Source organism: Acidobacteriota bacterium, from assembly GCA_003696075.1.
Taxonomy (GTDB): domain Bacteria; phylum Acidobacteriota; class Polarisedimenticolia; order J045; family J045; genus J045.
On sequence record RFHH01000150.1, the window covers coordinates 20,008 to 28,982 of the forward strand.

At 70.0% G+C, this 8,975-nt stretch carries 5 protein-coding genes; 1 reads left to right on the top strand and 4 read right to left on the bottom strand.

Going from position 1 to position 8,975, the window contains the following annotated elements:
* Positions 1 to 81: 81 nt before the first annotated feature.
* Positions 82 to 411, bottom strand: a complete 330-nt coding sequence (locus D6718_10230; GenBank protein RMG44382.1) for a DUF1820 family protein — start codon at positions 409 to 411, stop codon at positions 82 to 84.
* 182 nt (positions 412 to 593) lie between these two features.
* On the opposite strand from D6718_10230, the gene D6718_10235 reads away from it, so the two are divergent.
* On the top strand, positions 594 to 2,027 hold the full coding sequence (locus D6718_10235) for an NAD-dependent malic enzyme (protein ID RMG44383.1): 1,434 nt from the start codon (positions 594 to 596) through the stop codon (positions 2,025 to 2,027).
* A 626-nt stretch (positions 2,028 to 2,653) separates the two neighbouring features.
* On the opposite strand, the gene D6718_10240 is transcribed toward D6718_10235, so the two are convergent.
* The 3 genes from D6718_10240 to D6718_10250 all read right to left on the bottom strand — a co-directional run bounded on the left by D6718_10240 (position 2,654) and on the right by D6718_10250 (position 8,417).
* The gene (locus D6718_10240; protein ID RMG44384.1) at positions 2,654 to 4,366 is read right to left on the bottom strand and encodes a glutamine--tRNA ligase/YqeY domain fusion protein; all 1,713 of its coding nucleotides are present in this window, start codon (positions 4,364 to 4,366) and stop codon (positions 2,654 to 2,656) included.
* A 34-nt stretch (positions 4,367 to 4,400) separates the two neighbouring features.
* Complete coding sequence (gene acs / locus D6718_10245) at positions 4,401 to 6,359, bottom strand: acetate--CoA ligase (GenBank protein ID RMG44385.1); 1,959 nt, start codon at positions 6,357 to 6,359, stop codon at positions 4,401 to 4,403.
* A gap of 171 nt (positions 6,360 to 6,530) precedes the next feature.
* Positions 6,531 to 8,417, bottom strand: coding sequence for a carbon starvation protein A (locus D6718_10250; GenBank protein RMG44386.1), 1,887 nt, complete (start codon positions 8,415 to 8,417; stop codon positions 6,531 to 6,533).
* Between the last annotated feature and the right edge of the window lie 558 nt (positions 8,418 to 8,975).

Here is an 8,975-nt window from a genome sequence, read left to right on the forward strand (position 1 = left end):
CCTCCCGCCGCTCCTATACGGCGGCGGCCGGAGCGCGGCAAGGCGCCGGCGACGGCGCGGCGGGCGGCGTCCGCCGGCCGTCTATTTTTTCGGCTTGGTGTAGATCGGGGCGGGAAACGGCATGAGCGTTCCCTCGCGACTCGCCGCAGTGATCCGGCTCGTGCCCTGCTTGTCGACCTCGTCGATCCGGATGATCGAGTGCATCGGCAGATAGCTGCGGCGAACCCCACGAAATTCGTTCTTCAACGTTTCCTCGGTGGGATCGACGACGACCTGGGACCGCTCGCCGAAGAGCAATTGCTCGATCTCGACGAACCCGAAGAGCGCTCCCTGTGAGACCGACTTGGCGTAGATCTCGTACACGCGCCCCTGATTGTGAAAGAGAATCCGGTACACGGGCGACTGCGGCATGCGCGGGCTCTCCCTCCGGCCCCGCCGACGCCGGTGATCGTGGGCCCGGGGCCGTGATCCAACCGTACCAGACGCGGATGACATCCGCGAGGGTGCCGACACGGGCGGGGAGCGGCGCTACCATGAAACCGGCAACGCCGGAACGCTCCGCAGTCGGGCGTATCCGGGCGGAGGCGTCGACGATGGAGAGTGAAGGCCGACCGAGTGCCCAGTATGCGGTGACCATCCGGCTCGAGTGCCCGCACGCAGCCGGATGGATCGCCCGCATCGCCGGGAAGATCGCCGAGCACGGCGGTGCGATCCGAGCCATCGACCTCGTGCGGATCCGCCGCGGGCGGAGCCTCCGCGACTACACGATCGAGTGCCCCTCCCCGGAGGCCGAAAACGCCATCGCCGAGGCGATCCGCGGGCTGGACGGGGTGCGGGTGCTCTCCGTTACGGACGACACGTTCCGCATCCATCAGGGAGGGAAACTCGAGATCCGCTCCAAGGTGCCCCTCCGGAGCCGGGCGGATCTGTCGATGGCCTACACGCCGGGTGTGGCGCGGGTCTGCGAAGCGATCGCCCGCGAGCCCGAGGTCTCACGGACGCACACCATCCGCGCCAACACGATCGCGGTCGTCTCGGACGGCAGCGCGGTGCTCGGTCTGGGCGACATCGGTCCCGCCGCCGCGATGCCGGTCATGGAAGGCAAAGCGATCCTGTTCAAGGCCTTCGGGCACATCGACGCCTTCCCGCTCTGTATCGACGTCCACGACGCGGACGGCATCGTCCGCTTCTGCGAGCAGGTCGCTCCGAGCTTCGGGGGCATCAACCTCGAGGACATCGCCGCGCCGAAGTGCTTCGAGATCGAGCGGAGACTTCGGGAGACGCTCGACATCCCCGTCTTCCACGACGACCAGCACGGAACGGCCGTCGTCGTGCTCGCGGCAGCGATCAACGCGCTCCGGCTCACGGGCCGGTCTCCCGAGTCGATGAAAGTCGTCTTCTCGGGGGCGGGAGCAGCCGGGTTCGCCTGCACCAGAGCCCTGCTCGATCACGGCTTCCGGAACGTCATCGTTTGCGACAGCCGCGGGGCCATCGACCGGCGGCGCGACTTCCGCTCGAACCCCATGAAGCAGTGGCTCGCCGAGCATACGAACCCGAACGGCGAACACGGCTCGCTCAAGGACGTCATCGAGGGAGCGGATATGTTCATCGGCGTCTCTGCCCCGAACCTCCTCGACCGCAGGGACATCGAGCGGATGAACGAGTCGCCGATCGTTTTTGCGATGGCGAATCCGACGCCGGAGGTCATGCCCGAAGAGATCGAGGACATCGCCGCGGTCGTGGCCACGGGGCGCAGCGACTACCCCAACCAGATCAACAATGTCCTCGCCTTCCCGGGCATCTTTCGCGGCGCGCTCGACGCCCGCGCCCGGACGATCAACGAGGAGATGAAGCGCGCGGCCGCGCACGCGATCGCCTCCGTCATCGCGGACGACGAGCTGTCACCCGATTACATCGTCCCCAGCGTCTTCGACAAGCGCGTGGCGGCCCGGGTCGCGGTGGCGGTGGCCGAGGCGGCCCGGGCGTCGGGAGCCGCGCCGCCGCTCGAGCCGGCCGAGCGTTCCTAGCCCGGCACTGTTCGTGGATCGCCAAAACGAAGCGCCGCGAACGCCGCCGGATGGCCCGCACTACGTGGCGAGTGGACCGCCGGCCCGCCTCGTCGCTCCGTGGCCACCGGCTTGCCCGCGGGCCGCGCCGGAGCGGGAACGGCGCAAGCTCGGCACCGGCGGCCCGGCGCCGCCCCCCGCCGAGGGCCTGGGCCGCGGACCGGGCTACGAGGGGAAGGGACCGGGGGAGAGACCGGGCACTCCGATCGCCAGCCGACGCCGGACCCGCCGCCGATCGCCTCCCACCCGACTTTCCGTGGTGCCTTCCCGATGGTGCGGGGCTCCGCCGACCGGGACCCGCACGGCCCGGTCAGGCGCCACGCCCGGCCTCACCGATGCGCACCGATCGACCGCTCCCCCGCGGCGCGCCCGCCGTCCTTCCGGCAGGTCGGCCGGCCGGAGCGGTCCCGCTCCCCCGGCAGCCGTGCGGCCGGGCCGCGCCGTGCCCGAGATGCCGGGTTCGGTTTCCGGTTCACCCTCCGGCGGGCACGGACGCGCCCCCCGGACGCCTCGCTTCCGGGCGCGACGCCTCGCCCGGCGGGGAGCAGGGGCGGTCAACCGCGCCGCAGCCCCGCCTGACGGCGGGCTCACGCGCCGGAACCCTGCTCGCGCCGCAGGATCTTGGCCCAGGTGTCGCGCAGCGTCACCGTTCGGTTGAACACGGGGCGCTCCGGCGAGCTGTCGCGCGTGTCCACGCAGAAGTAGCCGAGGCGCTCGAACTGGAAGCGTTCCCCGGGCCGCGCGGACGCCAGCGACGGCTCGAGCTTGCAACCCGTCAGGATCTCCAGCGAGTTCGGGTTGAGGTAGTCGAGGAACGTTTTTCCCGGCTCGAGGTCGCCAAGATCCTCCTTGGTGAAGAGATGGTCATAGAGGCGGACTTCCGCTTCGACAGCGTGCGCGGCCGAAACCCAGTGCAGCGTCCCGCGCACCTTCCGCCCGTCCGGAGCGTCCCCCCCGCGCGTCGCGGGATCGTACGTGCAATGCAGCTCGACGATCTCGCCGCGCTCGTCCTTCACGACCTCCTCGCACCGGATGAAATAGGCGTAGCGCAGGCGCACCTCGCGTCCCGGTGCCAGCCTGAAAAACTTTCTCGGCGGCTCCTCCATGAAATCGCTGCGCTCGATGTAGAGCTCGCGCGAGAAGGGCACTTCCCGCGTGCCCGCCGCCGGATCTTCCGGGTTGTTCACCGCCGGGAACGTCTCGACACGGCCCTCCGGATAGTTGGTCAGCACGACCTTCAGCGGGCGGAGCACGGCAAACCGCCGGGGCGCGACGCGGTTGAGGTGCTCGCGGACGGCGTTCTCCAGCAGCACGACGTCGACCAGGCTGTCGCGCTTTGCCACGCCGATCCGGTCGCAGAAGGCGCGGATCGCCTCCGGCGTGTACCCGCGGCGGCGCATGCCGGACAGGGTCGGCATGCGCGGGTCGTCCCAGCCGCTGACGTGGCCCTCCTCGACGAGCTGCGCCAGCTTGCGCTTGCTCATCACCGTGTAGCTCAAGTTGAGCCGTGCGAACTCGATCTGCCGGGGGTGGCACGGCGCCGACACGTTATCCAGGAACCAGTCGTACAGCGGCCGATGATCTTCGAACTCCAGCGTGCACAGCGAGTGCGTGACTCCTTCGATCGCGTCGGAGAGCGGATGCGTGAAGTCGTACATCGGATAGATGCACCACTTGTCGCCGGTTCGGTGATGCGTCGCCCGCCGAATCCGGTAGATCACCGGATCGCGCATGTTCAGGTTGCCGGAGGCCATGTCGATCTTGGCGCGCAGCACGTGGCTCCCGTCGGGAAACTCGCCCCGGCGCATCCGTTCGAACAGGTCGAGGTTCTCCTCCACCGAGCGATTGCGGTACGGGCTCTCGCGCCCGGGCTCCGTCAGGGTACCTCGGTACTCGCGGATCTGCTCGGCGGAGAGGCTATCGACATAGGCCTTCCCCTTCTTGATCAGCTCGACGGCAAACTCGTAGAGCTGATCGAAATAGTCCGACGCATGGTACTCGTGCTCCCCCCAGTCGAAACCGAGCCACCGCACGTCGCGCTTGATCGCCTCGACGTACTCCTCTTCCTCCTTCACCGGATTCGTGTCGTCGAAGCGGAGGTGGCAGCGCCCGCCGAACTCCTCGGCCACGCCGAAGTCGAGGCAGATCGCCTTGGCGTGGCCGATGTGGAGGTAGCCGTTCGGCTCGGGCGGGAACCTCGTCACCACCTTGCCGCCGTTCTTCCCCGCCGCGACGTCGGCCGCGATGATCTCCCGGATGAAGTCCGGAGCCTGTCCCTCGGGCTTCCGCGTTCCGCTCATCGCTCCGCCCGTGTCCTCGCCGTGTCCCGCGCGATCACGATTCCTCCGCCTCGTACTGCTGCCGCAGGCGCTCGACGACGGCGGGATCGGCGAGCGTGGTCGTGTCGCCCAGCGCCTTGCCGGTGGCGATGTCGCGCAGCAGCCGGCGCATGATCTTCCCCGAGCGGGTCTTCGGCAAATCGGCGGCGAAGAGGATCTGCTCCGGACGGGCGATGGCCCCGATCTTCTCCACCACATGCCGGGAAAGCTCGTCGCGCAACCCGTCCCCCGGCTCGTGGCCGTCGCGCAGGGTGGCGAAGGCCACGATCCCGGTCCCCTTCAGCTCGTGGGGAACGCCGACGACCGCCGCCTCGGCGACCGCGGGATGGCTCACGAGCGCCGACTCGACCTCGGCAGTGCCGATGCGGTGGCCGGAGACGTTCATCACGTCGTCGACGCGGCCGAGGATCCACAGGTAGCCGTCCTCGTCCCGCTTGGCGCCGTCCCCGGGGAAGTAGACGCCGTCCCACTTGCTCCAGTAGGTATCGATGAACCGCTGCCGGTCGCCCCAGATCCCGCGCGTCATCGCCGGCCACGGACGCGTGATCGCCAGCAGCCCGCCGCCGACGTCGACCCGCGTCCCGTCGGCGCGGCGCACCTCGGCCGCGATGCCGGGAAACGGGAACGTCGCCGACCCCGGTTTGGTCTCGGTGATGCCGGGTAGCGGCGTGATCATGATCTGGCCGGTTTCCGTCTGCCACCACGTGTCGACGATCGGACAGCGCTCGCGGCCGATGACGCGGTGATACCAGATCCAAGCCTCGGGGTTGATCGGCTCGCCGACGGTGCCGAGCAGGCGCAGCTTCGACAGGTCGTGCTTTCGCGGCCACTCCTCGCCCCACTTCATGAAGGCGCGGATCGCGGTGGGCGCGGTGTAGAAGACGGTCACGCCATGCCGTTCGCACAGGCTCCAGAAGCGGCCGCGATCCGGCCAGTCGGGGGCACCCTCGTACATCAACACCGTCGCGCCGTTGGCGAGCGGGCCGTAGACGATGTAGGAGTGCCCCGTAACCCAGCCGACGTCGGCCGTGCACCAGAAGACGTCGTCGTCCTTGAGGTCGAAGACCCACTTCGTCGTCGCGTAGGTCCCGGTCAGGTAGCCGCCGGTCGTGTGGACGATCCCTTTCGGCTTTCCGGTCGTGCCGGAGGTGTAGAGGATGTACAGCGGATCCTCGCTGTCCATCGGCTCCGCCGGGCACTCCGCGGACGCCTCCGCGATCAGCTCGTGGTACCAGTGATCGCGACCCTGCTTCATCGCGATGTCGAAACCGCCCCTGCGGACGACCACGACGTGCTCGACGCACGCGACGCCGTCGACCGCCTCGTCGGCGGCCGCCTTGAGCGCGACGACCTTCCCGCGCCGGTAGCCGCCGTCGGCGGTGATCACGACCTTGGCCTCGGCGTCGAGCACGCGGTCGCGCAGCGACTCGGCGGAGAAGCCGCCGAAGACGACGCTATGGATCGCGCCGATGCGGGCGCAGGCGAGCATCGCCACGACCGCCTCCGGAATCATCGGCAGGTAGATGGCGACGCGGTCGCCGCGTCCGACGCCGAGCCTCTTGAGAGCGTTCGCCAGCCGGCACGTCTCGCGGTGCAGCTCCTCGTAGGTCAGCCGGCGGACCTCGCCCGGCTCCCCCTCCCAGATCAGCGCCGTCTTCGTCCGGCGCGGCCCGCCCAGGTGGCGGTCGAGACAGTTGTGCGCGGCGTTGATCTTGCCTCCGACGAACCACTTGGCGTCGGGAGGGTTCCACTCCAGGACTTTGGTCCACCGCTCGAACCAGTCGAGCTCCTCGGCGAATCCGGCCCAGAAACCCTCCGGGTCGGCCTCGGCCCGCTCGTAGACTCCGGGGTCGCTGACCACCGCGGCCTTGCGGAACGCCGGCGGCGGCGGGAAGCGCCGCCGCTCGTCGAGCAGGGCCTCGAGATCGGACCGGTCGTTGTCGCGATCGCTCATCAAGACCTCCTCCGGACCCGGGTCCTCCCGTCCGCCCCGGGTGCGCGAAAGTGTAACAGCCCGGCCGATCGGCTACCGGGCGCGGGACCGGCGGCGCGTGCCCCCGGCTCCGTCGCAGGGAGCGGTCCGCGGGAACGACGAGCCGGCCGGCGCAGAGGCCGGCGGCGGGGTTCAGGGTGCCGGTTCCCCCGCGGCCCGCCGTGCTGCACGGGCGAGGGGCCAGGCCTCGGCGACGAGGAAAACCGCGAGCATGACGAGGACCGTGTCGATGGCGGCGATCAGCCAGTGCCGGTCGGCTGCCGCCAGCGAACGGTATAGCTGCCAGAGCAGCGCCCCGATCGTCGTGAGGAGCATGAGCAGCGCCGGGACGAGGATGGGCAGAGCCTTCACTCCGCGCTGGATCAGCCAGCACGCGACGACGAGCAGGGCGAGCGCGGCGACGAGCTGGTTCGAGGCCCCGAAGGCCGGCCACAGCGCGCGCCACTGGCCGGTGAGCGCCAGCGCCGCCCCGGCGACGACGACCAGGAGCGTCGGCAGGTAGCGGCCCTTCCAGCCGAACAGCTCGGCGGTCAGGTAGCGGCCCAGCCGCGTCGCGGTGTCGAGGGTCGTCAGGATGAAGAAATTCAACCCCATGACGGCGAAGGCCGTCCCGTACTCGCCGAAGAACGGCCGCGTGAGAGCCCCGTACCCCTCGCCGAAGGCGAGGATCGCGCCGCCCGGCGCACGCACCAGCTCCGCGTGCCGCGCGGCGGTCAGACCGCCGCCGACGGCGGCGACGACGAGCACCGCGACCAGCGATTCGAGCAGCATCGCGCCGTAGCCGATGCGGCAGGCGTGGGCCTCGGAGTCGAGCTGCTTGCAGGTCGTCCCGGAGGAGACGACCGAGTGGAACCCGGAGATCGCGCCGCAGGCGATCGTGACGAACAGCATCGGCCACAGCGGCCCGGCGGCGGGCCACTCCGAGGGCAGGAACTCCGTCCCGGCGCGGGCGGTCATGGGCGGATCGGTCCACACCGCCCCGAGCAGCCCGAGTCCGATGGTCGCGAACAGGACATAGGACGACAGGTAATCGCGGGGCTGGAGCAGGTACTGCACCGGCAGCACCGAGGCGACGAAGCAGTAGGCGAACAGGATCAGCATCCACGACGTGTGCCCGCCCCAGCCGAGCGGCCAGTGTTGCCCCGCCGCCATCAACAGCCCCAGGCCGGCCAGGCCGAGCACCGTCACCAGCGCCAAACGCAGCTGCCCGCCTTCCTTCCGGCGGTAGAGCGCGAAACCCGCTGCCACGGCGATCGGCAGGATGCCCCAGCTCGGCAGCACGATCTCCGGCTTCTCGACGAAGGTGCCGGCGGCGAGGTGCGCGAACACCGCGAGCACGAGGATCAACGCGATCAGGATGAAAGCGGTGAACAGCACGCGCGCCCGCGGAGTGATCACCCTCCCCGCCACTTCCGAGATCGACACGCCGCCGTGCCGCACGGCGACGACGAGCGAGGAGAAATCGACCACCGCTCCCATGACGACCGCGCCGGCCAGGATCCAGACGAGCGAGACGCCGTAGCCCCAATAGGCCACGGCGAGCGCCGGCCCCACGATCGGGCCGGCGGCGCAGATCGACGAGAAGTGGTGCCCGAACAGAACCAGCCAGTGGCGCGCCGGCACGTAGTCGACCCCGTCGTAGCGCACGTGCGCGGGGGTCGGACGGGACGGATCGACGCCGACCAGACGGCTGATGAACCGCCCGTAGACGACGTAGCCGGCGGCGAGCACGGCGACCGACAGCAGCATCAACCAGCGGGCCGTCACCTTCGATGCTCCGAAACCCGGGACCCGGGCGGGTCGCGCAGTATACCGCGCCACCCACCACGACTGCGCACATCCCCGCCTCCGGTTTGACGTCGCCGCGGAACTCGTGCGTTTCCGCGAAGTGCCTGCTGGCCTCCTTGAGGCGTCGCCGGGGAGCTTGCTCCCTGGTTCCTCGTTACGCGTCTGCCTAGAACCGCTTCTAACGGATACGTGTCGACGGAACCGGAGAGCAAGCTCCCAGGTTACGAGCAAGCTCCCCGGCTACCCTGGATCGGTGGCCTGCTCCGCGACCTCCGAACCCGCTCGATCCCTGCGCACCTGCCCGGCGAGCTTCTTTCATCTTGCCCGGCACCGGCCATCGGCGTATCGTTTCCAGCGCGTAACAGGCGAGGGGGTAGGGACGTGCTCCAGTCCCTGCGCGTCGTCCGTTCTGACTCTCCGAACCGCGCTCCGGCATGGCGACGCCGCCGCCGCAACCGCGGCGCGCCACTCTCCTCGGTCCCTCTCCGGAACCCCCTCCAAGGCGCCCGGTGCGCCGTTGGGGTGCGGAGCCCGCACCGGGTGCGGAGGACCGCAGCATGACTCCCTCTGTCCGTCTGTCCCGTCTAACTCTCTCTCTCTCTCTCTGTTAGCCGCCATGGGCTCGCTGCTCTCCGGCTCGCCCCCCGCGCGTGCTGACGCACCCACCCTCTGCGCCACCACAGCGCCGATCCCTCCCGAACTCGCCGAGAACGACCCCACCTACGGCTCCCAGTGCGGGCTGCCGCCCGGCGGCGGTGGTGGACCCTGCCCCGCTCCGGCCGCACCGAC

What these genes read in the sequence shown, in the direction of transcription:
- D6718_10230 (RMG44382.1), bottom strand. Translation starts at nt 411, where the DNA reads ATGCCGCAGTCGCCCGTGTACCGGATTCTCTTTCACAATCAGGGGCGC.
- D6718_10235 (RMG44383.1), top strand. Translation starts at nt 594, where the DNA reads ATGGAGAGTGAAGGCCGACCGAGTGCCCAGTATGCGGTGACCATCCGG.
- D6718_10240 (RMG44384.1), bottom strand. Translation starts at nt 4,366, where the DNA reads ATGAGCGGAACGCGGAAGCCCGAGGGACAGGCTCCGGACTTCATCCGG.
- acs (RMG44385.1), bottom strand. Translation starts at nt 6,359, where the DNA reads ATGAGCGATCGCGACAACGACCGGTCCGATCTCGAGGCCCTGCTCGAC.